Origin of the sequence: Sinorhizobium glycinis, assembly GCF_001651865.1 — a bacterium.
GTDB classification, from domain to species: domain Bacteria; phylum Pseudomonadota; class Alphaproteobacteria; order Rhizobiales; family Rhizobiaceae; genus Sinorhizobium; species Sinorhizobium glycinis.
In genome coordinates, this window is record NZ_LPUX01000064.1 from 430,640 (window position 1) to 455,262 (window position 24,623).

At 63.8% G+C, this 24,623-nt stretch carries 21 protein-coding genes and 2 pseudogenes; 11 read left to right on the forward strand and 12 right to left on the reverse strand.

What is annotated here, in order from left to right:
• Positions 1 to 3 precede the first annotated feature (3 nt).
• Both AU381_RS28885 and AU381_RS31250 read left to right on the forward strand, forming a co-directional pair.
• Positions 4 to 243: pseudogene (locus AU381_RS28885) on the forward strand (DUF4147 domain-containing protein); the annotation flags it as partial.
• Between the two features lie 16 nt (positions 244 to 259).
• Positions 260 to 370, forward strand: a complete 111-nt coding sequence (locus tag AU381_RS31250) for an MOFRL family protein (protein WP_162273453.1) — start codon at positions 260 to 262, stop codon at positions 368 to 370.
• Between the two features lie 188 nt (positions 371 to 558).
• Here AU381_RS31250 and AU381_RS21880 read toward each other — a convergent pair whose 3' ends face one another.
• From AU381_RS21880 to hutC, 5 genes are all read right to left on the reverse strand, one after another.
• Positions 559 to 1,950, reverse strand: coding sequence for a sensor histidine kinase (locus tag AU381_RS21880; protein ID WP_064243821.1), 1,392 nt, complete (start codon positions 1,948 to 1,950; stop codon positions 559 to 561).
• A 292-nt stretch (positions 1,951 to 2,242) separates the two neighbouring features.
• Positions 2,243 to 2,650, reverse strand: a complete 408-nt coding sequence (locus AU381_RS21885) for a type II toxin-antitoxin system VapC family toxin (protein ID WP_064243822.1) — start codon at positions 2,648 to 2,650, stop codon at positions 2,243 to 2,245.
• Positions 2,647 to 2,880: an AbrB/MazE/SpoVT family DNA-binding domain-containing protein gene (locus AU381_RS21890; protein WP_064244189.1), complete on the reverse strand. Its 234-nt coding sequence runs from the start codon at positions 2,878 to 2,880 to the stop codon at positions 2,647 to 2,649. Before AU381_RS21890 ends, AU381_RS21885 begins: the two co-directional genes overlap by 4 nt.
• A 115-nt stretch (positions 2,881 to 2,995) precedes the next feature.
• Entirely contained in the window at positions 2,996 to 4,957 is a 1,962-nt protein-coding gene (locus AU381_RS21895; protein WP_064243823.1) for an elongation factor G, read from the reverse strand.
• Between the two features lie 283 nt (positions 4,958 to 5,240).
• Positions 5,241 to 5,948 (reverse strand): histidine utilization transcriptional repressor HutC, encoded by a 708-nt coding sequence (gene hutC / locus AU381_RS21900; RefSeq protein ID WP_082910274.1) that lies wholly within the window; start codon positions 5,946 to 5,948, stop codon positions 5,241 to 5,243.
• Positions 5,949 to 6,214: 266 nt separating this feature from the next.
• Between hutC and AU381_RS21905 the strand changes: the two genes are divergently transcribed.
• The 5 genes and pseudogenes from AU381_RS21905 to repC all read left to right on the forward strand — a co-directional run bounded on the left by AU381_RS21905 (position 6,215) and on the right by repC (position 10,760).
• The gene (locus AU381_RS21905; RefSeq protein WP_064243825.1) at positions 6,215 to 6,757 is read left to right on the forward strand and encodes a dihydrofolate reductase family protein; all 543 of its coding nucleotides are present in this window, start codon (positions 6,215 to 6,217) and stop codon (positions 6,755 to 6,757) included.
• A 6-nt stretch (positions 6,758 to 6,763) separates the two neighbouring features.
• Positions 6,764 to 6,876, forward strand: a pseudogene (locus tag AU381_RS29870) (IS5/IS1182 family transposase); the annotation flags it as partial.
• Positions 6,877 to 7,079: 203 nt separating this feature from the next.
• Positions 7,080 to 8,273 (forward strand): plasmid partitioning protein RepA, encoded by a 1,194-nt coding sequence (gene repA / locus AU381_RS21910; protein ID WP_064244190.1) that lies wholly within the window; start codon positions 7,080 to 7,082, stop codon positions 8,271 to 8,273.
• A gap of 3 nt (positions 8,274 to 8,276) precedes the next feature.
• The gene (gene repB, locus AU381_RS21915; RefSeq protein WP_064243826.1) at positions 8,277 to 9,281 is read left to right on the forward strand and encodes a plasmid partitioning protein RepB; all 1,005 of its coding nucleotides are present in this window, start codon (positions 8,277 to 8,279) and stop codon (positions 9,279 to 9,281) included.
• 156 nt (positions 9,282 to 9,437) lie between these two features.
• Positions 9,438 to 10,760, forward strand: a complete 1,323-nt coding sequence (gene repC, locus AU381_RS21920) for a plasmid replication protein RepC (RefSeq protein ID WP_064243827.1) — start codon at positions 9,438 to 9,440, stop codon at positions 10,758 to 10,760.
• Positions 10,761 to 11,191: 431 nt separating this feature from the next.
• Here repC and AU381_RS21925 read toward each other — a convergent pair whose 3' ends face one another.
• Positions 11,192 to 12,028 carry a hypothetical protein gene (locus AU381_RS21925; RefSeq protein WP_064243828.1) on the reverse strand — a complete coding sequence of 279 codons (837 nt, stop codon included), beginning with the start codon at positions 12,026 to 12,028 and terminating at the stop codon, positions 11,192 to 11,194.
• Between the two features lie 509 nt (positions 12,029 to 12,537).
• On the opposite strand from AU381_RS21925, the gene AU381_RS21930 reads away from it, so the two are divergent.
• Positions 12,538 to 13,683, forward strand: a complete 1,146-nt coding sequence (locus AU381_RS21930) for an RHE_PE00001 family protein (RefSeq protein WP_064243829.1) — start codon at positions 12,538 to 12,540, stop codon at positions 13,681 to 13,683.
• 44 nt (positions 13,684 to 13,727) lie between these two features.
• On the opposite strand, the gene AU381_RS21935 is transcribed toward AU381_RS21930, so the two are convergent.
• Complete coding sequence (locus AU381_RS21935; RefSeq protein ID WP_064243830.1) at positions 13,728 to 14,234, reverse strand: hypothetical protein; 507 nt, start codon at positions 14,232 to 14,234, stop codon at positions 13,728 to 13,730.
• Positions 14,235 to 14,348: 114 nt separating this feature from the next.
• Positions 14,349 to 15,209 (reverse strand): DMT family transporter, encoded by an 861-nt coding sequence (locus AU381_RS21940; RefSeq protein WP_064243831.1) that lies wholly within the window; start codon positions 15,207 to 15,209, stop codon positions 14,349 to 14,351.
• A 115-nt stretch (positions 15,210 to 15,324) separates the two neighbouring features.
• Here AU381_RS21940 and AU381_RS21945 point away from each other — a divergent pair, with 115 nt between their 5' ends.
• Positions 15,325 to 16,722: an aminotransferase-like domain-containing protein gene (locus tag AU381_RS21945; protein ID WP_064243832.1), complete on the forward strand. Its 1,398-nt coding sequence runs from the start codon at positions 15,325 to 15,327 to the stop codon at positions 16,720 to 16,722.
• A gap of 67 nt (positions 16,723 to 16,789) precedes the next feature.
• Here the strand turns inward: AU381_RS21945 and AU381_RS21950 are convergent, their stop codons facing one another.
• Positions 16,790 to 17,689 (reverse strand): LysR family transcriptional regulator ArgP, encoded by a 900-nt coding sequence (locus tag AU381_RS21950; protein WP_064243833.1) that lies wholly within the window; start codon positions 17,687 to 17,689, stop codon positions 16,790 to 16,792.
• Positions 17,690 to 17,791: 102 nt separating this feature from the next.
• Between AU381_RS21950 and AU381_RS21955 the strand changes: the two genes are divergently transcribed.
• Positions 17,792 to 18,400: a LysE/ArgO family amino acid transporter gene (locus AU381_RS21955; RefSeq protein WP_064243834.1), complete on the forward strand. Its 609-nt coding sequence runs from the start codon at positions 17,792 to 17,794 to the stop codon at positions 18,398 to 18,400.
• A gap of 16 nt (positions 18,401 to 18,416) precedes the next feature.
• Here AU381_RS21955 and AU381_RS21960 read toward each other — a convergent pair whose 3' ends face one another.
• Positions 18,417 to 19,757 carry a mechanosensitive ion channel family protein gene (locus AU381_RS21960; protein ID WP_064243835.1) on the reverse strand — a complete coding sequence of 447 codons (1,341 nt, stop codon included), beginning with the start codon at positions 19,755 to 19,757 and terminating at the stop codon, positions 18,417 to 18,419.
• Positions 19,758 to 20,225: 468 nt separating this feature from the next.
• Between AU381_RS21960 and AU381_RS21965 the strand changes: the two genes are divergently transcribed.
• Complete coding sequence (locus AU381_RS21965) at positions 20,226 to 21,383, forward strand: ceramide glucosyltransferase (RefSeq protein ID WP_064243836.1); 1,158 nt, start codon at positions 20,226 to 20,228, stop codon at positions 21,381 to 21,383.
• A 242-nt stretch (positions 21,384 to 21,625) separates the two neighbouring features.
• On the opposite strand, the gene AU381_RS21970 is transcribed toward AU381_RS21965, so the two are convergent.
• Both AU381_RS21970 and AU381_RS21975 read right to left on the reverse strand, forming a co-directional pair.
• Entirely contained in the window at positions 21,626 to 22,306 is a 681-nt protein-coding gene (locus AU381_RS21970) for a redoxin domain-containing protein (RefSeq protein WP_064243837.1), read from the reverse strand.
• Between the two features lie 209 nt (positions 22,307 to 22,515).
• On the reverse strand, positions 22,516 to 24,405 hold the full coding sequence (locus AU381_RS21975) for a bifunctional sugar phosphate isomerase/epimerase/4-hydroxyphenylpyruvate dioxygenase family protein (protein ID WP_064243838.1): 1,890 nt from the start codon (positions 24,403 to 24,405) through the stop codon (positions 22,516 to 22,518).
• Positions 24,406 to 24,623: the final 218 nt, after the last annotated feature.

Consider the following 24,623-nt stretch of genomic DNA (forward strand, 5'->3'; position numbering starts at 1 on the left):
TTGTTGCCGCCCGACGAGCGCCGGCCGTTCTTGACCTCGCTCTTTGATGCCGCCGTCACTGCAGCCGATCCGGCAAAGGTGATCGCCGCCAATCTGCCGCCGCGCCCGAGAGGCCGCACCGTCGTCATCGGTGTCGGCAAGGGTTCGGCGCCGATGGCAAAGGCTGTGGAGAGCCATTGGGACGGTCCGCTGTCGGGCGTCGTCGTCACGCGATACGGCTTAGGTGACGACTGCGACAGGATCGCTGGATGCGTGAGAACTGCTCGACGCCAACGATTCCTGGTCGGCGTTTCACGCCGTCGGAGACCTGTTCGCTCCCGGGCCGACCGGAACGAACGTCAACGACTTCAGGGCCATTCTCGTCGAATAGCAGGCTCGGGTCCCTGCCCGGCCGATGCGCGCATGCCGCCGACCCCCTCGTCGTGCAGGGGTTGTATTGTAACCGCCGAGACTTACGAAATCGATCCGAAACGCGCCGTTCCGGCCCTCGATCATTCCCGTCGCGAGAGTGTGGAAAGCACGTCATCCCCATCGTGTGGAGCAAGCAGCGGGCGAAACCTAATCCGGCAGCTTGAATTCAGCAGCGAACTCGGCGCCGTCAGGATGGAGCGTCAATTCCGACGTGCCGTCCAGGGAATGGCTAAACACTCCCTCCAACACTTGCGAGCCGTAGCCCTTGCGAGCGGGGGCGGTATCGATATCGCGGCCGTTCTCTCGCCAGCGAAAACGGATTAGTGTTCCATTGCCCTTTCTTCGGTGTGCCGTCCAAGTTACCTTCAGCCGGCCTTCGGGGGTGGCCCAGGCACCGTGCTTTACTGCATTGGTGGCCAGTTCATGGATCGCCATGGCGAACGCTTGCGTGCTTTCCCGCGACAGGATGACGTCCGGACCGTCGACTTGGTAGTTTTCTCCCTCATGACCGCCCTGGGCCTCCAGCTCAAGCCGCAGGACTTCAGCCATGCGGACATCGTGCGCAGGCGCGCGCATCAGCAGGTCCTGGGTCCTGGAGAGGGCGCCCAGGCGAGTTGCAAACCTGTCGCGAAACTCATCAAGAGATTGACTTTCATGCAGGCTTCGATTTGCCAGCGCGTTCACGCTCGCCAGGATGTTCTTCACCCGGTGATGCAGTTCGCCCATCAACGTCTGTTGCTGCGCCTCCAACAGGCGTTGTTCGGTGACGTCGCGTATCGCCAGCAGGATCAGGTCGAGATGATCGAGACGGCGGCCATTGAGGAGCATGATGCGCGGTCCGACCGTTTCGAAGTCGTGCTCTACCTCGACATCGTCAAAAGCATTGTTGTCGGGAAGAACATCTTCCAAGAGCTCCCTCAATTTCGGAATGTCCCATTGCCGGTTCCCGAGTTCGTACACCAGCCGGCCTTCAGTGTCGGAGCGGGAAACCTGAAACAGGTCATAGAAGGTCTGGTTCGCCCTGACGACTCGCAGATCCCAGTCGAGCACCAGGAGTCCTTCGCGAACGCTATCAATCAGCTTTTCCAGAAACTCCCGATGTCCTTCGAGTTCAAACCGGGCTTGCTCGGCTTCCGTTCGATCAGAGACTGTGAGCAGGAGCAATTCCGGCCGCCCATCATCCGCCGTTATTCTTCGGGCGTTCAGGATCATGACTCGCCTCCCGATATTGGGAAACTTGTGCTCGATCCGGTAGCCTTTCACGATCGTGCGTTCGGGCAGGACCTGCTCCAGGAGCCCGCGCAGCTCGGGAATGTCCCATTGCCCGTTTCCCAGCCAGTATATCGGCTGGCCGCGCGTTCCCTCGGCTGTGACGCCGAAGGTTTCGCAGTATGCGGAATTGACGTCGGCAACGGTGAGATCGGAAGTGAGGATCAGCAGCGGCTGATCAAGCGTCTCGACGATCGCTTCGGCAAGTCCTGCCAAACCGAAGCGCTGCCTTGCGGCACCCGCATTCCCGCTATCGTTCCCGCCGGTCATCTTTCCATAATGTGGCACCTATTTTGCGAGAGTCGAGATAATTCTGGGAAGCATTCGGTCTCGGGGAAAGGTTTCTATCGGTCGCGGTTGGGTGGAAAGCGGTCGCCAGCCAAGGCACCCCGGAGGGCTCCAAATAGCCCTTCTTCAATTTAAATGAAACCATCCTGTTGGCTGAAGGTCCGGCATCTTCGGAGGGCAATTGCCCCTGCTCTCGTAGAATGGTTCCATTTATCCAGAAAAGGCTCTACTGCATGTTCATCGACTCCTGGCGGATACGCATAGGGAAAGGATGCTAGGGAGCATCCGGCGCTATCAGCGCGAGTGATGGGAAATAGGTGCGGTAACGGCTGGTATCACGGGTCAACAAGGGGAGTTGACTGACCGCAGCGTGAGCCCCGATGAAGAAATCCGGCAAAACGCCGGTCCTGGATCCGCCTGACCGGCGATACCGGGTGAAGACCTTGCCGGCAAGAAAAAGCGCTTCGCGTGGCGTTGGCGTGAGTTCCAGTCCCGCCTCGCTCAGGAAAGCCTCGAGCTGCTCGATACGGTCATACCGCACCGCGAGCTCAGCATAGACCGTGTCGTTGATCAACAAAGGCCCCTCAAGGCTCGCCGCCTCGAGCGCAGCGATCGACCAATCGGCCCAGCGCGCATCGTCGGTGACAACGTCCAGAAGGACATTGGTATCCACCAGCGTCACGGTTCGCCGCGGGTCAACGCCATGATGGCATCGGTGCTGAGCCCCTTCCCGGCGTGACCACGCAAGCGGGCGAACCGGCTCTTGGGCCGTTTTTCGTCGGCCCGGACGAGCACGATGCTGCCGTCGTTCGAGCGGAGGAACTCAACCTTGCTGCCGGGGCCGATTCCCATCAGGTCTCGGACCTGTTTTGGAATCGTGACCTGGCCCTTGGCGGTGACCGTCGTTGCCATCTGCATCCCTCGGTAATACTCTGTCTCCTGATAGGTATTACTTGCGGGGATGCAATTCAAGCGCAGGATTGCAAGTCAGCGCCGGCCTCCCTCCCCTCGCCTTTCCCCTCGCCTCTCAATGCTCGTTCGCATGCGTGCCATGCGCGTGGATGATCGCCTGCGCCTCCTTGCCGTAGAGCTCTTCGAAATGATCGAAGCTCTTCGAAAAATAGCCGATGCCCTGCGTCGCCGATCTCAGCGCCCGGGCCAGGTCTTCAAACGCACTGCCGGGGATGAGCGCGCGGAAGATGTCCCATCCCTTCGCCGCCTCGTCGCGGTCGAAGCCGAGGACCTGGCCCTTGAGGGTCGAGACGACCGGCACGAGCGCGCCGGAATAGATCGACGGCACATGGATCTCCACCCGAAAGATCGGCTGCAGCAGCACGGCGGCGGCCTGCGACAGCGCCTGCCGCACCCCGAGTTTGCCGGCCGTCCGGAAGGCATATTCCGAACTGTCGACGGAGTGGTGCTGGCCGTCGGTCAGCAGCACGCCGATATCGATCGCCTTGAAGCCGAGCGGGCCCTTGTCCATCGCCTCGCGGGCGCCGGCTTCGACGGCCGGGATGAAGTTTCGCGGCACCGCGCCGCCCTTGACGGTTTCGGCAAAGGAGAACCCCTCGCCGCGCCCGTTCGGATGGACGCTCAGCTTGACATCCGCGAACTGACCGGCTCCGCCGGTCTGCTTGCGATGGCGGTAGTGAACCTCCGCCGACTTGGAGATGGTCTCCCGATAGACCGGGCTCGGCGGCCGCTCGCCGACCTCCACATGGAAGACATCGGAGAGCGTCCGGCAGATGTCGCGCAGGTGAACCGGCCCCTGGACGCTGACCAGTTGCGCGCCGGTCCCCTCCTCCTGCGTGACCGTCAGGCCGCGGTCGGTTTCGGCGAGTTTTGCCAAGGTTTCGGAAAGCTTGTTCTCGTCGCGCTCGCTTTCCGGCACCAGAATACGCTGGAGGATCGGGGTCGGCGGTGCCGTCCAGTCGGGCGGCGCGACCGTCGCATGGGGCGTCAGCAGGGCGGGAACCGTCAGGTGATCCGATTTCACCGCCGCGAAAACCTGCCCGGCCACGGTGATGCCGCTCGCCATCGGCCGGCCGCTCGCCGGGTCCTGGAGCGCGCCGAGGCCGGCGCCGCCGAGCACCGCTCCCTGCTTCACGCCGTTCTGCAGGGCGCGGGCGACAACCGTCTTGCCGACACTCTGCCGGTGGTAGGCGTGGAAGCTGACGGCCGTCAGCGTTGCCTCGTCGATGCCGGCAGATGCGGCCAGGCGCTTGCGCAGCGCATCGGCGCGCGGCGCCTCGTGGCGCAGTGCCTTCATCAGCCGCATGATGCCGTTGCTGTGGCTCGCCGCGCCAAGCAGCACCGGAATGATCCTGTTTTCGCTCAAAACCCGGGTCGAGATCGCATAGATCGTGTCGCTCGCCGGCTCGCGGTCCTCGATCAGTTCCTCCAGGAGCCAGTCGTCGAACTCCGAAAGATGCTCGAGCAGCTCGGACCGCGCCTCGTGCTCGCGCTCGATCGCGCTCTCGGGTATCTCGAAGAGCGAAGAGGTCTGGCCTTCGCGATAGCGCCAGGCGCGCTCCGAAATGAGGTCGCAGCTGCCGATGATCTTGTCGCCGTCGCGGATCGGGATTTGCCGCAGGACGAGCGGACGGCTGCAATAGTCCTGCAGCGCGGCGACGACGTCGCGCAGCCGGCCGCGCGGCTCGTCCATGCGGTTGACGAAGAGGATGCAGGGCGTGCCGGAGGCCTCGATCGCCCTGAGATAGGGGGCGGCGAGCACCGCCTCGTCGAGGACCGGCGAAACGCAGAGAACGCAGGCGTCGCTCGCCAGCAGCGCGTCCTGCGCATGGGCAAGCGCCTCGTTGTTGCCCGGCACGTCGAGAGCACACCAGGCCTCGCCGCCAAAATCAAATTCAGTGATGGATAGACCGTAAGGGGAAACTGACTTTTTCGGCTCGCCTTCCAGCGAGCCCAACCTTTCCACGAGCGTGGATTTTCCGATCTGCGAAGGACCAAGTACCGTAAAGCAGCGCATCCGCGTTCCTCCCTCTACCGAATGACACTCTTAGGAAGATAGGATGCCCCTCTCGGAGGCAAAGTGCCAGAGATTGCTGTTTTTTCCTGGCGAGGGGTGACGAAAGGCCGGCCGACCGAGCCCAGGCAGTCCGGAATGTCGCGTTGCGGCTGTGCGCCGCGCCTGAAGGCCAGCGGGACGGCCGGTCGTATATTAGATATCAATCATATTCGCCCAATCGACCTGCAACGCATCCATCCCTTCTGCGGATGCGTTCTGAAAATGGTGTTGACTGAAACCCGGACTATCCGTTCGCGCCAGGTGCGAATTCGGCGACGAGTTCGTGCCGATCGCCGGGATAGGTGAGCCGCACGCTGGTGACGGGCGCGCCGCCGCTCCAGGTCCGCCGCTCGATCACCAGACAGGGGGCGCCGATCGCTATGTCCAGCGCCTGTGCCGCCTGGCGGCTCGCCGCCACGGCCCGGATTTTATGCTCGGCGGTGCTCCAGGGGATCTGGCCGAGCAGCCATGAGCCCGGCGCAACCGCATCGAAACGCTCGGTTTCGGCCTCCGGCACCGCCGCAAGGCTGATCAGCCGCTCTTCGAGGCAAAAGGGCCGGCCGCCGGCGAAATGCCGGCAGGTGATTTCCAGCAGGCGCGCCGAGGCCGGCAGATCGATTCGCGCCGAATCGCCCACCTTGACCTCGCGCAGCAAGCGTTCGTCGAGATGGTAGCCATAATCCAGACCGAGCGATTCGACCTCGAGCTTGACATCATGGATCTCCATGACCGCCGACTGGACGTGCGGAAAGGTGACATAGCTACCGGATTTGCGCCGGCGTTCTATCAGGCCGCGCTTGACGAGATCGCTGAGCGCCTTGTTCACGGTCATCCGGGAGCAACCATATTGCTCCGTCAGCTCGTGCTCGTACGGAATCCGGTGGCCGGGCGGCCAGAGTCCCGAGAGAATGTTGCCCTCGACGTCGTTCAGGATTCTCTGGTGCAGCGACAGCTGCTCGGAACGGTCTCTATCCGCTGTAGGATGATCGTTGGAAATGGCGCGGCCCTCGCTGATAACCAGCCCCGCACCTTAGCGATTTCCGTCGCCGGTGACAGCCCTACCGGGTGTGTGCCGTATCTTTCCTCTGTTCAGTGTCGGAAAGCGAAGCTCTGTCATTGGTCTCACCGACGAAGCGGCGGACAGATTGCAACCAACTTCACTTCTGCGTAGCATCGGCCCGAGCCTTTCCGATGAACCGGGGGAGGAGATCCTGCAGCATGGCAAAGCTCGTCTACGCCTTGAACCAGTCCCTGGACGGGTATGTCGACCACACGGAATTTGCGCCCGATCCCGCGCTCTTTCGTCATTTCATCGACGATGTGCGCGGCCTGGCCGGCAGCGTGTACGGTCGCCGCATGTACGAGGTGATGCGGTACTGGGACGAGGATCGTTCTGAGTGGGACGCGGAGGAACGCGACTACGCGGCGGCGTGGCGGAGCCAACCGAAGTGGGTCGTGTCGCGCTCGTTGAACTCCGTGGGCCCGAACGCCACACTCGTTGGGGACGACATCGAGGCGGCGATACGCGGGCTGAAAGCTCGACTTGATGGAGAGATTGAAGTTGCCGGACCAGAGCTGGCGCGAAGCCTGACCGACCTCGGTCTTGTCGATGAGTATCGCCTGTACCTCCATCCCGTCGTGCTTGGTCGCGGCAAGCCGTTCTTCGCAGGGCCGCGGCCGCCGCTGCGCCTCGTGGCCAGCGATCGAATTGGCGAGGACGTGATTAGGTTAACATACGTTCCCGCAGCGTCGCGCGATTAGCCCGAGGACCGCTTCTTCCCCAAGCTGAAGCATTTCCGCCGCGTCGCCACCCGCTATTTCAGGCTTGCTGCCAACTTCCTCGCCATGTCCAGCTCGCCGCAACGCGGCTGTGGCTGCGCGCCGGCTTACGGCCATACCAAACAGCAGCGCGCGGGTTGTCCGCGGACAACTCTCAGGAGCGATATTCAAAACAATGCCGCGCTCTGAGCAAAGCGGGCCTATTTTCCAAGCGTTTGTCAATCAGCAACGAATCGGCGCATAGTATAACTGCGCAGATTCGCTTCCATTGCCGGTTTTTGCGCAGTTTTCGGAGATCATGATGTTGCAGCCGAGAGTCCAGAGCGTCGACGAGCAGGAGCACTTGCCCTCCCTGCTGGCTGCCGACGCTCAGGAACTTGCTCATCAACTGCAGGAACACCAAAAGAAGATCTTCTCTCCGACGGCCCAGAAGACCATGCGGCTCTTCAGCCCGGCGGAGGCCGCCGCCTTCATCGGAATCGGTGAAGGCTACCTGCGCCAGATCGCCTCAGAAGGCCACGGCCCCGAGCCGCTGTCAAACGGCCGGCGCATGTATGCGGTCGACGACATCGAGCGGATACGCCGCGTCCTCGACGAGGGCGCCAAGACGGGCAAATACATCCCGCATCGGCGGCCGGGCGAAAAGCTGCAGGTCATCTCGGTGATGAACTTCAAGGGCGGTTCAGGCAAGACGACCACTGCGGCGCACCTGTCGCAATATCTTGCGCTGCGCGGCTATCGCGTGCTGGCGATCGACCTCGATCCGCAGGCGTCGCTTTCGGCGCTTTTCGGCCATCAGCCGGAACTCGATGTGGGTGACGCCGAGACCCTTTATGGCGCCATTCGCTATGAGGCCCCTCGCCCGATCGCCGACGTGGTGCGCTCGACCTATACGACGAATCTTCACTTGATCCCCGGCAATCTCGAATTGATGGAGTTCGAGCACGAGACGCCGAAGGCGATGATCGACGGATCGGCGGAGACGCTGTTCTTCGCGCGGATCGGCGAGGTGCTGACGGAGATCGAAAGCTTCTACGACATTGTCGTCATCGATTGCCCGCCGCAGCTCGGCTTCCTGACGATGTCGGCGCTCTGCGCCGCAACGTCGGTGCTCATCACCGTGCATCCGCAAATGCTCGACGTCATGTCGATGTCCCAGTTCCTGTCGATGACCAGCGAACTGATGGCCGTCGTCGAAAAGGCGGGCGGCCGCACCAGCTATGACTGGATGCGCTACCTCGTGACGCGCTTCGAACCGAATGACGGGCCCCAGAGCCAGATGACCGGCTTCATGCGGGCGATCTTCGGCAACCGGATGCTGCAGAATGCCATGGTGAAATCGACCGCCATCTCGGATGCCGGCGTCACGAAGCAGACGCTGTACGAGGTCGAGCGCTCGCAATTCATCCGCGGCACCTATGACCGGGCGATGGACTCCCTCTCGCTCGTCAATGCGGAGATCGAAGAGATGATCCGCAGCGTCTGGGGAAGGAAGTAACCGATGGCCCGCAAGAACCTGATCGGCATCTCCGACAGCCCGGCCGCTCCGCCCGACGGGGAACGGCCGGCCGTCGATCGGCCGATCGCCGGCCTTGCCCCGGCGCATCGAACCAATGCGCTTGTCGGCGGCATCACCAGATCTCTGTCGAACATCACCCAGAAGGTCGAGCGCGCCGAGGAGCTGGAGCGCCAGCTGGCGCAGGGTCACGCGATCGTCGAACTCGACCCGGCGCTGGTCGACGCGTCCTTCGTCATCGACCGGCTCGGCGTCACGACGGAAGCGCAGGCAGCACTGGTCCAGCAGATTCGCGACCACGGACAACAGGTGCCGATCCTGGTGCGACCGCACCCGGAGGCGGAAAACCGCTATCAGGTGGCCTATGGCCACCGACGCCTTGCGGCCCTCCGCGAGATCGGCGGCAAGGTCAAGGCGGTCATTCGCGAGCTGAGCGACGACCAACTCGTGATCTCGCAGGGGCAGGAGAACAACGCCCGCACCGATCTCTCTTTCATCGAGCGGTCGCTGTTCGCGAGCCGCCTCGAGGATCGCGGCTTTTCACGCGAAACCATCATGTCGGCCCTCGGTGTCGACAAGGCGGCGCTGTCGAAGATGATCACCGTCGTGCGCCGCCTGCCTGTCGAGGTCATCGAGGCGATCGGTGCCGCGCCTTCCTTCGGCCGTCGGCGCTGGATGGAACTGGCCGACCGGCTCGAGAACGACGGCCGGCGCGCCAAGGCGCTCTCGCACCTTCGGCAAAGCGCGTTCTCGGAAATGGACAGTGACCGGCGCTTCGAAAAGCTCTTCGCCTTTCTGGCCGAAACCAAGGCACGGGCTAGATCGGAGACCTGGCTGGCGCCCGACCGGACGCGTCCGGTGCGCATCCGCGACACCGATACCGAGACGACGCTCGCCTTCAGCAAGAAGGCGGCACCGGGCTTCGCAGAATTCGTGAGGCAGAGGCTCGATGCTCTCTACCTCGAATACCAACAGGAAACAGGAGATTAAGCAGAGCAAAAGAAAAAGGCTTCCGAACGACTAGCGCTGCGGAAACCCTTCTCTCGTGTAGCAACTTGAGATTCCCATTTCCGCGAATCAGTGTCAAGCGTTTTTGGCGTCGTTTCGGCGAACGGTTTTCTTTTGCCTTGGAAAAGGTGAAGAAAAATGGAACGTGGAAGTGTGACGACGCCTTTCGGGCGCCGGGCGATGACGCTTGGCATGCTCGCAAGGCAGATCGCTGCCGGCGATAGTCCGCCGAAGCAGTCGGTCGACAAATGGAAATTGTTTCGCGCGGTCTGTGAAGCGAAGTCGGAGATCGGCGTCTCCGATCGCTCGCTCGCCGTGCTCAATGCACTGTTGAGCTTCTATCCCGGTGCCGAACTCTCGAGCGAAAACGGCCTCGTCGTGTTTCCCTCGAATGCGCAGCTTTCGCTTCGCACCCATGGCATGGCCGGCACGACGCTCCGCCGGCATCTCGCCTGCCTCGTCGACGCCGGGCTGATCGTCCGCCGCGACAGCCCGAACGGCAAGCGCTATGCCCGCAAGAGCCGCAATGGCGCAATCGGCGAAGCCTTTGGTTTCGACCTCGCACCACTGCTTGCCCGCGCCGACGAGTTCAGGGCCGCCGCCGCGAAGCTTGCCGCCGAACAGCAGCATCTGCGGCGCGTTCGCGAGCGGCTGAGCCTTTGCCGCCGCGACATAACCAAGCTCATCGAACTCAGCCGGGAAGTCATTCCCGATGCCGACTTCCAAGCCTTCGAAACGGAGTTCCACGCGCTGATTGCCGGTTGGCCGCGCAAGGCCCCGGTCGGAGTCTTCGAAGCCCTACTCGAAAAACTCGCAACGCTCCGCGACATCCTGACCAATCGATTGGAAATATTGCTGAATTCGCAAAAAACGGCCAGCAATGATCGCCAATATGGATGGCACAAACAGAATTCAGATCCAGACTCCAAATTTGAATCTGAACCGGGCTTGGGAAAAGGCGAGGGGGCCTGCCTGACGGACAATCCGAACCAAACGGAAAACGCCGCTGGAACAAGAAAACCGCGACACGAGAGCCTCAGCAACGGCCCTCCCCGGCCGCCGAACAGCTTCGTTCCGCCGACCGCGCCAGTCGAACGGTTTCGCCGTGAGATCCCCTTGCCCGCCGTTCTTGAGGCCTGCCCGCAAATTGCCGATTATGGACCATCCGGCCGGGTGGCGAACTGGAAGGACCTGATGACTGCGGCAATTGTCGTGCGCACCATGCTCGATGTCAGCGCCGACGCCTACGAGGAGGCCTGCTCGGTGCTCGGCTACGAGAATGCCGCAACCGTCGTCGCCTGTATTCTCGAGAGAGCCGACCAGATCACTTCGCCGGGCGGATATCTCAGGGATCTGACCCGACGCGCAAGGCTGCAGACCTTCACTATCGCACCGATGATCAGTGCGCTGAACCGAGCGCGGAGAGCGAGCATGCCAATGGCGGTTTGTCACGCGACATAAAGCAGCCAATCGCCGAAGATGATGTTCAAGCTGGCAGCGCGTCTCGCCTACAGCACGGCGGGCGGTGCATGCCGCCATTGCTTCAGGAGAAGGAATATCAGACACTTCAATCGACGGGGATTCGCGTAAGCCTTGGTTCCGATACCTGTTCTTAACGAATTTGCCGCTACCATAAGTCATTGATTGAAAAGCCGTCGCCATCGCGAAGCGGAAGCTATCTCGCTGATAATTTCCGCCACTCGGATGAGCGTTCAGCCCAGCCGGCGGCGATGCCTCCAAGCCTCCCACACCTCGTCCAGGTCTTCAGGATGACTGATTGGCCGCTGGCTTAGATGAGCCAGTTCAGCGGCGCGTGGCTTTCCTTCGTGGCATGGTCACCGATGAGGAACGTTGCGGGTGTTGACAGCTGTCAACCGGACCTGGACGAGCGATCACTCGCGCCAGTGCTCGGCAACCCACGGGGTCGGCCGGATGTAATGCCGCAGATAGCGAAACGGGTTCCTCTCCCTTCGCTCGGGAGAAACCAGACCCCGGATATGGCCGAGCGGAGTGGCAGCGCGACCCTTGTGGCCGAACCGACCGTCGATCGCGTGCTGCGGCAAAAGCCCGCGCGGAAAGAGAACGATCCGGGCATCGGCGGGCAGGCGCGGCGCCAGATAGTAGTTCAGCGGGAACGGCCAGCGGCAGTCCTGGCGGAAATGCAGGACATGGCGCCGCGGGAAGAATTTTGCCCCGCCTGGCGCGTTGCGCGTGACGAAGCGCTGTTCGAACCGATACTCATCCGCCACGCCTTGGGGATCGGCGCGGAACTTCTCCTGCAACGATACGAGCTTGCCGACCGGGAAGCGGAACACCGACGTCTGCCCGAGCCGCTCGAAGGGCGTCGTCTGGTTGACGGCGAGCACCACGTCGTCGGGCCCGCCGACCTCGAAGAAGCTGTCGAGCGACCCGACGATCACCACGTCCAAGTCGAGGAACAGCACCGGTCCCTTGAGGCTGCCGAGTTTCGGTCCCCAGAGCCGCGCCTTCGGCCAGATGCCCTTGGTGTTCTTCGGCATCTCGACATCGAGCGGCGGCAGGTCCTCGCAGAGAATTTCCGGGCGCAGATTGTCGCGGCTGTCGGTGAAGCAGGTGAAGGTGAAGGGCGGCGTGATGTTGCGTGCCACCATGGCGTAGAGCCGGTTGATGAAGGGTGCGCCGTATTTCGTGCCCCAGCTGATGCAGATCACCTGCTTGACGCCGCCGCTTGCTGCCAGAACGCTTGCCATGAAAGCTTCTCTCCTGTGCCTGCGCAAAACGCCCGATGCGGTGCAGCGGCGAGGATCTTGCAGACGATCGATCAAAACCCTGGCGTCTTAAAGCAGGAATTGCCGACACCTGGCAAGATGTGCAGCCGAGGCTGGTGTCGCGGCGTCCGTCCAAGCGGTGGTGGGGGAGGGGCATCGTTGCCAGGCAGGCAAGGGGCGAAGTTGACAGCTGTCAACAGCTGAAGAACAGGGCAACGCAGATGTGAGAAGAACGCTCGGCGCGCGTTCCGCATCTCTCCCCGGGAACAGGATGCGATGTCACGTCAGGCCGAACCGACGCTGTTGACAGCTGTCAACTCCATCAGCGGCCGCCGTTGACCGGCTCAGACGGGCGGTCGACGGCACCGGAATTGGGAGTGGGAAGCAATCCGATGTCCTCGGCGAAATTCCAGTGGGCAACGGCGCGCCTCCCTGTGACGGAAGGAAATTGCGTGTTAGCTTCCGTTTCAGCCAAAGGGTTTGTCTTTTTAATGAGATACGAAACACCCGATCCGCTTCATCCAGCGCTGCTTCCCGGCTTGATCGCCGCGGAGGACGGGCTTGCCCGGCTTGATGAACGCGCCGCCCGCCATGCCGTTGCCGAGGGGTTTCGCGAACGCGGACAGTTCTTCGACGCGGCGGCGGCGCTCTGGGTGGCAGGCGAACTCGTCCATGTCGAGGACATCGTTCTACACGATTCGCACATGGATGCGCGAGCGCCTTCTCACGAATTGACGATCGCCCACGCGGTCTTGCGTGCCCGGCGCCGATTGGAACTGGCCGAGCCCGGCTGGGCGCTGACCTCGACCGGGCTGAATGCGCTGAGCGGAGAGCAGCGTGCGAATGAAGGACATACCGAAGCGCCGTCCATGCAGCCGGGTTGCGAAGAGGGACTCGAATCCGCGGATGACGCCGATGACAATCCGCTCGCCAGCGAGTTCGCCGAGCTCGATGCGGCCTTAGCGCGATCGCAGCGGCTGCTGGATGACATCCACGTCGGAAGCCTCCCCGAAGCCGAGCCCCGGTCGTCGACGGAGAGGGCGGCATCGGAGCCTCCCGGCCAGCTCGGCCTGCTCTTCGACGAGGATTGGGACGAGGCGGCGCGGCTCGATGCCTGGCGTGGGGTGCTGGCCGCCGCCGATCAGCTGCCGGCCTGCCTCGGCGCCGCGGCCCTCTTCGATGCCTGGGAAAGGATCGAGCCGCTGCGCCGCCAGCATTGGCTGGGCTCGCTGCTCGTCGGCGCCTATCTGCGCTCTCGCGGCAAGGTCGCTTCGCACGTGCTCGCCTTCAACATGGGGCTGAAGACGATCCGGCATGAGCGGCGCCGCTCCAAGGACCGGCTGACGCGCCTCAATGCCTTTCTCGAGGCGATGACGGTCGCGGCCGATCTCGGGCTCAGGGAGCTCGACCGGCTGTCGCTCGCAAGGACGCAGATGGAGATGCGGATCAAGGACCGCCGCTCCAACAGCAACCTGCCGGGGCTCATCGACCTCGTCCTTTCCCGGCCGATCGTTTCGACGGCGATGATCGCCCGGCATCTCGGCGTCACCCAGCGCGGCGCCCTCAATCTGGTGCGCGAACTGGGCGTGCGCGAAATCACGGGCAGGGGGCGCTATCGCGGCTGGGGCGTGATCTAGAACAAGAAACCGGAAGCGCGCCGCGTGAATACGTTTGACGCGCTTCAGGTCCGCCGCAGATTGATTTCGCTGGTCACGACTCGCTTGCCCGAACTTGGGTCTTCATCGATCGTGCTCAGCCGCATGCCGTTCTCGCCGACTTTCTGCACGACCAGGCGCGCCCTGCGATCGCCATTCACCTCTCTGGCCCAGCGGATGGTGAGATTGATCGCGTTGCCGCGCCGGCTCCCGGTCAAGGCAGATCGGCCGCCTCTCGGCCCGACATAGACGCCACTGTACGTAGCGCCCTTCGATCTCAGATCCGCGCTGATCGAGCGCGATATGACGAGCAGGCCGCGGCAGGTGCCTTTCATCGACAAAGCCGAGCCATCCGCCTCCGAGTCGAAATTGCACGAAACATTGATCGGCGCCCGGTTGATGCGGGTCAGCACCATGCCGCTGCCGGTCCACTTGCCTTCGAGAGAATCGAGAAAGGCCGTCTCGTCGGCCAGAGCGGTGCCGGCGGTGCAGCAAAGCACGCCGAGTGTCAGCAAGAATTTTTGAAGCATCATTTTCGCCGTCCTCCCCTTCCGGACGAAACGCTGGAACGGGGAGAACGGTGCATCGCGCCGAAGGTTCCGGCCTTTGGCGCTATTCTTGTTTCGGTCGCGCCGGCTGGTTCGATCTCATGCAAATTTCTTCGCGCCGGCAACGCAGGCGACGATCGCCAGCGTGGCGGCGAGCATCGTCCAGCTCACCGTTTCATCGAGCAAGGTCGCCGCCAGGGCGAGCCCGAAGAAAGGCTGCAGCAGCTGCAACTGGCCGACGGCGACGATGCCGCCCTGCGCCAGGCCGCGATACCAGAAGATGAAGCCGACAAGCATGCTGAACACCGAGACATAGCCGAGGCCGAGCCACGAGGCGGGACGCAAGTCGGCGAAGCTTACCGGCATGGTCGCAAGCGCCAGCCCCAGCATGGCGGGAAGCGACAGCACAAGCGCCCAGGAGATCACCTGCCAGCCGCCGAGCTTGCGCGACAGATTCGCACCCTCGGCATAGCCGAGACCGCAGACGAGGATTGCGGCAAGCATCAGGAGGTCGCCGACCGGCGAGGCGGAGAAACCCTGTCGCAGGGCGAAGCCGACGACGATGGCGCTGCCAAGGCCGGAAAACAGCCAGAAGACCGGACGCGGCCGCTCGCCGCCGCGCAGCACGCCGAAGAGTGCGGTTGCCAGCGGCAGCAGCCCGACGAAGACGATCGAGTGGGCGGAGGTCACGTGCCGGAGCGCCAGCGCCGTCAGCAGCGGGAAGCCGACGACGACGCCGAGCGACACGAGGCCAAGCGGCAGGAGGTCGCCGCGTTCCGGCCGCTTCTCGCGGAAGGCGAGGAGCAGGCCGAAGGCGAGCAGGCCGGCGATCGTCGCGCGCGCCACGGTCAGGAAGACCGGATCGAAATCCATCACCGCGATCCGCGTCGCCGGCAGCGAGCCCGAGAAAATCAACACGCCCGCCATTCCGTTCAACCAGCCGCTCGTAATCCTGTCCATGCGATGCTCCTTTTTGCCCCTTATCGGTTTGACCTGTATCCGCTGAGGTGGCTGGCGCTTCCAGATACGGTAGAGTACAGTTCCGCCGAACTGTCATGGGAGGGGGCCGGTACGGATGAGACCTCAGAGCGCAGATGCCGACGGCGAGACGCTGATCGCCAGGGTCATGGCGACAGTCCGGAACCGGATTTCAGGGCGCACGCTCACGCCCGGTGCGCGGCTGCCGTCGATCCGCGCTTCCGCGACGAGCCTGAAAGTTTCGAAGTCGACCGTGGTCGAGGCATATGAGCGGCTGGCGGCGGAGGGACTGATCCGCTCGCGGCCCGGTTCGGGCTTCTTCGTCGCTGCGCCGCTGGCGCCCTTGTCGCTTGCCGAAATCGGTCCGCGCGTCGAGCGCGAGGTCGATCCCTTGTGGATCTCGCGCCAGGCGCTCGAGGCGGACGGCGATGTCCTGAAGCCCGGCTGCGGTTGGCTTCCCGCCTCGTGGATGCCGGAAGAGGGGTTGCGGCGTGCCTTGCGGACGGTGGCGCGCGGCCGTGCCGCGACGCTCGTCGAATACGGCACGCCGCTCGGGTTGCTGCCGCTCCGCCAACTGCTCGCGCGCCGCCTGGCGCAGCACGGCATCGAGGCCTCGCCGGAGCAGGTCATGCTGACGGAATCCGGCACCCAGGCGATAGACCTGCTCTGCCGATTTCTCGTCGAGCCGGGCGACGCGGTGCTCGTCGACGATCCGTGCTACTTCAATTTTCACGCGCTCCTGCGGGCGCATCAGGCAAAAATCGTCGGCATCCCCTACACGCCGGCAGGCTCCGACATCGACTGCTTTGCCGCAGCGCTTCAGGAGCACCGGCCGCGGCTCTACATCACCAATTCCGCCCTCCACAATCCGACCGGCGCGACGCTGTCGCCGCTTGTCGCCCATCGCCTCTTGAAGCTCGCCGAACAGTTCGGGCTGACCATCGTCGAGGACGACATCTTCGCCGATTTCGAGGAGGTGACGGCGCCGCGGCTCGCCGCCTTCGACGGGCTCGAGCGGGTCGTGCATATCGGCAGCTTCTCGAAGTCGCTGTCGGCGGCGGTGCGCTGCGGCTTCATCGCGCCGCCCCGCGGCTGGATCGAGCCGCTCACCGACCTCAAGATCGCCACGAGCTTCGGCGCTGCGGGATTTTCCGCCGAGCTGGTGCTGACGCTCCTGAAGGATGGCAGCTATCGCAAGCACATGGAGACGGTGCGGCAGCGGCTGTCGCGGGCGATGGCCGGGACGATCGCCAGGCTCCGTCAGATCGGGATCGAGCCGTGGATCGAGCCGCAGGCGGGCATGTTCGTCTGGTGCCGACTGCCGGACGGCATCGACGCGGCGCAACTCGCCAGAAGGGCGCTTGCCGAAAACATCGTGCTCGCCCCCGGCAACGTCTTCAGCCAGGCGCAGACGGCCGGAAATTTCCTGCGCTTCAACGTGGCACAATGCGAGGACGAGCGGCTGTTCCGGGAGCTTGCGGGGCTGATGGGGTAGCCGCCGTGCAATGCCGGTCCTCAGCCGGTCTTCGTTGATGGTTTTGTGATGCGCATACGCGACGAAGCTAACGCAGCAGCTGCTCCCGCGCCACCGTCGTCACCTCGCGCGTGAAGTCGGCGAGCCGATCGGCGGCAAGGCGGTTCACCTGCCAATAGAGCGGAACGTCCAACGGCGTGTCGGGGATCAGTTCGACCAGCCGTCCGGAGTCGAGATGCTGGCGCGCCAGCTGGGTCGGATTCATGCACCATCCCATGCCTGAAAGGCTGGCATCGAGGAAACTCTGCGTCGATGGCAGCCAGTGGGTCGGATAGGCGACGTCTTTTCCGAGCGCCTGCCGTATCCACCGGCTTTGCAGCCTGTCCTTCTGGTTGAAGGTCAGGGCAGGGGCGTTGGCGATCGCCTCCGGGGTGACGCCGTCTGCAAAGTGCCGGGCAACGAAATCGGGGCTCGCCGTCGCGTGGTAGCGAAGGGCGCCGAGCGACAGGCGCCGGCATCCCTGGATCGGCTTTTCCAGGCTGGTGACGGCGGCGATCACCCGCCCCCGCCGCAGCCACTCGGCGGTATGGTCCTCGTCGTCGAGCGCGATATTCAGCAGATATTCCGAGCGTTTGGCGAAGCGCGATATGGCCGCGACGAACCACGTGCCGAGGCTGTCGGCGCTGGCCGCGACGTGAAGCGTCACCCTCTGCTTCGGTTCGCCGGGATCGACAAGGGCCGGCAGGTGCTCGAACAGCTCGCTTTCGAGCATGCCGACAGTCTCCATGTGCCGGCAGAGCCATGCTCCCTTTTCCGTCGCGGTACAGGGGTTGCCCCGGGCGATGAGCACGGTGCCGAGGCGTTCCTCGAGCTGCTTCACCCGTTGCGAGACCGCCGAAGGCGTGACGTTCAGCATGCCCGCGGCCTTTTCGAAACTGCCTGTCTGAACGACGGCCGAGACGGCGCGGAGGGCGGAATAGTCGAGCATGGATTAGTTTCGCTTAATCAGGATCAGCAACATTAACTAGCCTGAATCCGCCCGCCGCGATAGCGGAAACGCTCACCTCAGGACGGGAGCGCCGCGCCAGGCATGAGTTTTTCGATATATGTGACGGGTCTCCTGATGGGGCTCAGCCTGATCGTCGCGATTGGCGCGCAGAATGCATTCGTCCTGCGCCAGGGCCTGCGCAACGAGCACGTCTTCGCCGTCTGCCTGGCATGCGGCTTGTCCGATACCTTGCTGATCGTGCTGGGCGTTACCAGTTTCCGGCACGTCGCCACGCTGCTGCCCTGGCTCGATCCGGTCATGCGCTATGGCGGGGCGGCCTTCCTGATCTGGTATGGAGCAAGGAACCTCTATTCCGCCTTGCGGTCGTCCGGCGCGCTGGCGGCCGCGGAGGCGCGGCCGTCGAGCTTCCGGCAGACGCTTGCCACCTGCCTGGCGCTGACCTGGCTCAACCCGCATGTCTATCTCGACACGGTTGTGCTGCTCGGAACGATCTCGACCCGATTTCCCGGACAGGAGGTTGCGTTCACCACCGGCGCGGTAACGGCCTCCTTCCTGTTCTTCTTTGCGCTCGGCTACGGCGCGACTTGGCTGCGGCCGGTCTTCCTCAAACCGTCGGCCTGGCGCGTGCTGGAAACCCTTATTGCCTTTACGATGTGGATGATCGCCTCCAAACTGTTGCGCGGGGCGTGACCGCGTCCTGATCTGATCACGTCAGGCGCCGGCCATCTGACGGGACTCGCGGCGCTGTAGCAGTCCGCTCTTCCGCACCGGTTACCTCGACCGGTGTCTTCATGATGATCTCGCGCGGGTCTGGCATCGAAATGCCGGCCGCCTCGAACGCGTCCCAGAGGGCCATGAACACCTGGCCGCGGATGTTCGTCAGTCCGTTCGCCGGATCGGAGATCCAGAACCGGAGCTTGAAACCCAGCGACGATCCGCCGAAGCCGGTCAGCCAGCAGACCGGTTCGGCATAGGCGCTGGCGACCCGCGGAATGGTCTTGGCGGTTTCGATCGCCAGGCGCGCCACCTCGTGCGGATCGCTGCTGGGGGAAACCTCGAAGCCCACGTCGATGCGGACATAGTCGCTGGAAAACGACCAGTTCACCACCTGCTTGGAAATGAAGTCCTCGTTGGGGATCAGGTATTCCTTGCCGTCCCTGGTGATGACCGAGACGAAGCGCGAGCGGAGGTCCCGGACCGAGCCGAAGGTTTCCCCGAGGGTGATCGTGTCGCCCGGCTTGATCGACTTGTCGAGGAGGATGATGATCCCGGAAATGAAGTTCGACACCACCTTCTGCAGGCCGAAGCCGATGCCGACGCCGACGGCGCCCGAAAAGACGGTGAGCGCGGTGAGGTCGATGCCCGTCGCCGAGAGCGCAATGGTGCCGGCTAGCACGATTAGGCCGATCTTGATCAGCTTGCTGATCAGCACTTTCAGCGACGGCGTCAGGTCGGCGGATTTCTGGACCCAGTTCGACGACATGTTGCCGAGGAGGATGGCAAGCCAGATCATCGCCGCGGACAAGAGGACCGCCTTCAACACGAGCAGCATCGAAAGGCGGACGGCGCCGAGATTGACGGCAACGCTGTCGAGCGCCATCAGCACCGGGCGGTCCAGGCCGAGCGCGTAGAGCGCGAAATAGAGCCAGCCGATAACCGCGACGACGCGCGCCAGCATCTGGTTGCGGATGATGCGGGTGAGCACCGCGATGATGAACCAGGCGGCGACAAGCGTCAGCACCGTGCCCACCAGCCAGCGATAGGACGGCCAGCCGTAGCGCGACAGCACGACATCGGCGATCCACAGCCAGGCGATCAGGAACAGCCATTTGAGCCGCCGCATGAAGGCGATGATGACGCGCAGCAGGTCCGGGTTTCCCTTGATCGTCCGGGCCCGAGCCTCCAGCGCCGGCTCGATGCGTTTCGCAAGCAGGCCGGAAGCGAAGTAGCCGATGGCGATCAGGGCAAACTGATAGAGCGTCCATTCGTTGATGAGGAACGTCTGGAGCCACGATGCGGCAACGTTGAGCGCTTCGACGAAATCCATCGGAATTCTCTTGGCGATCTGCCTGCTGATGTTCCGGGCGAGGGAACAAGCAGCCGACGTCGGGCGTCCGAAGGGACGCGCGGCACAGTCGTATAACTGGCCGGGGAGGGGATTTGTTCATTCCGCCCCACCTCAGTCTGCGCCTGTGGCGTCGCCTCGCCACCGGCCGAAGGAGGGCGGCGAACCAAACCCCTTCTGGCAGCCTGCCGGCCATCTCCCCCACAAGGGGGGAGAATATGTGCGGCCGGCACCTCGCTCCCACCGATACGCTGCTGCAAGTGGAAAGCTCCGATTGAGGCGAGGGCGTGCCACATCTGGTCTCCCCCCTTGTGGGGGAGATGGCCGGCAGGCCAGAGGGGGTTGCTTCGGCCGAGCCCAAGAGGAGGCCAGGTGTCATCCGCCTGTCATCTTCCGGTGATGTTTATCCAGACTCAAGTTCGTCGGAATCGCAGTTCGTTAACCGGATAAATGATGCTGATTTTTTTCGCTGCCGGTGCATTCCTCGCCATCAATCTGTTGAGCCTGATGATTGCGGGCTGGCGTATCTGGCCTCGTCTCGGCCCTCAGCCGCGGACGACCTATCGGCCTCCCGTCTCGATCGTGATCCCGCTCTGTGGGCGCGAGGAATTTTCCTGCGAGACGCTCGAGAGCGTGTTTCGCCTGGATTGGCCGGACTACGAAGTCATCTTCTGCGTCGCCGACGGGAAGGATGCGGTGGTGCCGCTGATTAAGGACGTGCGTCGGCGCCACCCGGCCGTTCCCGCCGCCATTCTCGTCGGCGACGACCGGATCAGCGCCAATCCCAAGCTGAACAACTGCGTGAAGGGCTGGAACGCGGCTTCGCATGAATGGGTGGTTCTCGCCGATTCGAACGTCCTGATGCCGGCCGATTATCTCGTTCGGCTGATGGCGGCGTGGCGGCCCGAGTCGGGGCTCGTCTGCTCGACGCCGCTCGGGTCGCGTCCACATGGGTTCTGGGCGGAGGTCGAATGCGCCTTCCTCAACGCCCACCAGGCGCGCTGGCAATATGCCGGCGAAGCCCTCGGCTTCGGCTTTGCGCAGGGCAAGAGCATGCTCTGGCGCAAGAGCTTGCTCGATGCCAACGGCGGCATCCAGGCCCTGGCGGCGGAGATCGCCGAGGATGCGGCCGCGACGAAACTGGTGAGAAGCCTCGGCCTGAAGGTGCATCTGGTTTCCGCGCCGTTCGAACAGCCGCTCGGCATCAGGACATTTCGCGAGGTCTGGGCCCGCCAGTGCCGCTGGGCGAGGCTGCGGCGCGTGACCTTTCCCCAGTTCTTCGGCCCGGAAATCCTGGCCGGCGTCGTGCCGCCGCTCCTGCTGGCGGCGATCGCCGCCACCGCTGCCGGCCACAGCCTGCTCACCGCCGCCGCTCTTGTCGCAACCGCCGCCTACCTGCCGGAACTCGTCCTCGTCCATCGGAAGAACTGGCATCTCTCCCGCTGGTCGCTCGTCGCCATGCTGACGCGCGACCTGTTGCTGCCGATCATCTGGGTTCGCAGCTGGCTCGCCGGCAGCGCCGATTGGCGCGGCAACAGGATGTCGATCGGTTCGCAGGAGTCGCGGCTTGAGACAGGCGCGCTGCCGCCGCTGGTGAGTACGTCGTAAGGGCGGCGGTGGGGGTGGGCGCGGCTATGCCGGCAAAGGTGGAGCAACGACCGCTTGTGGCGCAATCCGATCATGGTCGAGGTAACCTTCCGGCCCAAAGCGGACGTGCTTCTGATCCGATTGAACTCTAACTGACAGCCCGTTGCGGTTGTTTGCGCTGTAGTCTTCCTTACCATCAGCCGTCAAAGTCATCCCCGCCGGACGACGTGATAAAGGCCAAACGAATGTCAGAGATGCGGCCTTCAGTGTCGGAGGCTGCCGGCAGCGGCGAGCATCTCCGCCGCGTTTGGAAAGATGGAGAGGCTGTTCGGCCCGTCGCGCGCTTCAATTTGCACCCAGCGAACGATGCCGTCGGCGTCGATGAGGAAGTGCCCGACAAGCTGTGTGGGGTGGCTTGCGAAGATGGCATGATCAACTTCATTAAGCTCGAAGCCGTCCTGGGCGTTGAGTACGGTATTGGCCGCCATTGGATGTAGCGCTTCCGGCAATTCGCCCGTCGGGTTAATGCGAGCGGCCTCGAATTGCTCGATGCTTGCCCGATAGGGCCATACAGGCTGCTCGAGACTGTCTTCGGGCAGGAACTCGGCGCGCGGGACGCCGAAGGCCCGGTGCGTGGAGCAATCCTGGTCACATAGGAGCACGGCCGGCGTCGGCCGGTGCCCGAAATATATGCGGGCGCGCTCCACCGGCGTGTTGATCACGGCAACAGTTTCCACCCCCGCGGCGCGCAGGGCAGGCTGTAGGCCACCGAGCTGTCCCACCTGCCGCCGGCAGAACGGGCAGTGCAACCCGCGGAAGAAGGCGATCAGAAACGGGTGACCGTGGAGGCTGGCGAGAGAAACCGTTCCTTCTTGATTTGCCGACGGAAGCGCGAAGGCGGGCGCGCATTCCCCTGGTTGCAGCGGGCGTATCTGGTCTCCCATGGCATCTGTCCTTTGCTAGGCGTTCAGGTGAATGCTGGGCTTGATCCAAGTCCAATACCTATCACGCCACGGCACCACTCGCTATGTTCACGGTGCAAATCAGCTCGAGGTGCGAACCTTCAGAAGTCTTGCGACGGCGGCAATGTCCCCTTTTGGCGCAAAGGGGACATAGGCCGAAGGGCCAAATCCAAATGCCTCGCCCACCCCCCTCAATCCTTCGGCAACCCCTCCGGCCGCAAATGCTTCTTCAGCGCCGCAATCCTGAAGATCGCGTTGGCGGCGCCGTAGCCGCGGTAGCCCCTCCGTTCGATGATCTCGAAGAAGAAGCCTTCGCCATAGGTCGGGCTGTAGAGCTGGAAAAACTCGCCCCTGTCGTCGCGGTCGTAGAGGATGTTTTCCGCCTTCAGCCGCTCGACCAGTTCGGGGTCGAGGCCGAAGCGGGCCTCGACGTCGTCATAGTAGTTGGGCGAGATCGGCAGGGCCCGAAAACCGTTCGCCCTGAGGGCGGCCGCGGTCGCGAAGATGTCGTCGGTGGCGAAGGCGAGGTGCTGGACGCCGGAGCCGAAGGTTTCGGCGATGAAGCGGCCGGCGAGCGTGTTGCGGTTCTCCGCGCCGTTCAGCGTCAGGCGCAGCGTGCCGGCGTCATTTTCGACGACCTGGCTGCGGACGATGCCGGCCGGGTCGATGATGTCGACCATCGGCGTCTTCCGGGTGTCGAGCAATGAGGTGTAGAAGAGCAGCCAGGTCAGCAATTCTTCGTATTTGACCGTCTGGGCGACGTGGTCGATGGCGGTGAGGCCGGCGGGTGCCGCCGGGGCGTCATCGGTCACCGGATCGAATTCGATCTCCCAGATCTTCGCGAGCTCGGATTTGTCGTCGAGGAAATAGATGAGGCCGCCGCCGACACCGCGGATCGCCGGGACCAGGAGTTCCCCCGGCCCGACCGCCTGTTCGAAGGGCTCGGCGCCGAGCGCCCGCGCCCGTTCTGCAGTCGCTGCCGCATCGTCGACCAGCAGGCCGAAGGCGTAAGCCGAAGTGCCATGCACCAGATAGGAGGCACTGGCGAAGCCTTCGCGCTCGGTATTGATCACCAGGTTGATCGACCCCTGGCGGTAGACGAGCACCTGTTTCGTCCGGTGCCGCGCGGCCTTCTGGAAGCCGATCGTGCGGATCAGCGCTTCGAGCTCGACCGCTTCCTCTTCCGAGGCGGTGAACTCGACGAAGGCGACGCCCTTCACATCGACGCGCGGCGGCATCGCCGGAACCGGCAGCCGGATGTCCGGTTCGGCGCGCTTCACCTGGTCGCCGAGATAGATCAGCGAGCGGTAGCCGTCGACGGCGATCGCATTGGCGTTGCCGCCGCGGAACTGGTCGTTGAAGATTTCGAGCGACAGGTAGCCGTCATAGCCGGTCGCCGCCACCGCGCGGGTGAACTCGGTCACCGGCAGGTCGCCCTCGCCCGGCATGTTGCGGAAATGCCGGCTCCAGTAGAGCAGGTCCATGTCGATCAGCGGCGCATCGGCGAGCTGGACGATGAAGATCTTTTCCTTCGGGATCGAGCGGATCGAATTGACCTCGATCTTGCGCGACAGCGTATGGAAGCTGTCGAGGATCAGCCCGATATTCGGATGGTCGGCCCGCCGGACGATCTCCCAGGCGTCGCGGTGGTCGCTGATATGGCGGCCCCAGGCGAGCGCCTCGTAGCCGACGCGCAAGCCGCGTTTGGCGGCGCGTTCGCCGAGCTCGCGGAAATCGGCGGCGGCCCGGTCGATGCCGCCGAGTGCGGCCGGCGAGACGTTCGAGCAGACGAGGACGAGGTCGGTGCCGAGCTCCTGCATCAGGTCGAACTTGCGCTCGGCCCGGTCGAAGGTGCGCGTCCTCAAGGGTTCCGGCATGCCTTCGAAGTCGCGGAACGGCTGGAACAGGCTGATCTCCAGGCCGAAGTCGCGCACCATCCGGCCGACCTCGCGCGGGCTCTCGTCGAAGGCGAGGAAGTCGTTCTCGAATATCTCGACGCCGTCGAAGCCGGCCTTGGCGATGGCGCGCAGCTTGTCGCTCAGGTCGCCGCTCAAGGAAACTGTCGCTATCGAGGTCTTCATCGTCCTGTCCTCGCTTCTAGATTGCGATATCGGGAGGCGGGCGTGATACCCCCCTCTGCCCTGCCGGGCATCTCCCCCGCAAGGGGGGAGATCGCCGAGCTGCGGGCTCCCCGTTCCCTCTCATCGGCAAGGCTAGCCTCAGCCAGCCCCTTGCGGGAGTTGCGTTGGCGGCGGCGCCTCCTGCCAATCTCCCCCCTTGTGGGGGAGATGCCCGGCAG